The organism is Serratia sp. M24T3, from assembly GCF_000257645.1.
Lineage (GTDB): Bacteria > Pseudomonadota > Gammaproteobacteria > Enterobacterales > Enterobacteriaceae > Rouxiella.
The window spans coordinates 1-749 of sequence record NZ_AJHJ01000089.1; the positions used below are offsets into that span (position 1 = coordinate 1).

The window sequence follows — 749 nt, forward strand, 5'->3', positions numbered from 1 at the left end:
GGTCAGCGTCAGCGCCAAGGGTGAAATGACGTTCGCAGGCGCAGGCAACACAAATATTGCCGTGAGTCAGGCGGCAACGGCGACAGAGGACGCGCCTGCGGAGGTGACCGTCGCGGTGACCGTTAAAAAAGCCGCCGGTAATGCGCTGCAGGTGAAGGCGCTGGCGCTCAAAATCGACGGGATCAGGCCGGTGGAGGTGACCGGCGGCAACGCCCGAGCGTTCAGCTACCGCAGCAATGACGAGAAAATTGCCAGCGTTGATAAAGAAGGGCTAGTCACCGCGCACGGCAAGGGCAGCACGACCCTTACCGTTATTGAAGCGGAGAGTGCCAATTACTGGGGGCAGCAGGCAGAAACATCCGTCACCGTGGATGTGAAAGACGCGATGCCGCTGAAGGCCGCGCCGGTCGCGGTAGAGTTTGGCGCAGCCAAGCAGCAACTGAACATTACCGGCGGCAACGACGGCAAATTGAGCTACCGCTCGCTGGACGAGAAGGTGGTCAGTGTCAGCGCCAAGGGGGAAATGAGGTTCGTGGGCGCAGGCAACACAAATATTGCCGTGAATCAGGCGGCAACGGCGACAGAGGAAGCGCCTGCGGAGGTGACCGTCGCGGTGACCGTTAAAAAAGCCGCCGGTAATGCGCTGCAGGCGAAGGCGCTGGCGCTGAAAATCGACGGGGTTAAGCCGGTCGAGGTGACCGGCGGCAACGCCCGAGCGTTCAGCTACCGCAGTAGTGACGAGAAAATTG

1 protein-coding gene is annotated in these 749 nt (G+C 61.0%); it reads left to right on the plus strand.

Annotated elements, in window-relative coordinates; translation table 11 throughout:
* Positions 1-749, plus strand: a 749-nt coding sequence (locus tag SPM24T3_RS24080; RefSeq protein ID WP_009639452.1) for an Ig-like domain-containing protein, incomplete at both ends; no start/stop codon positions are given.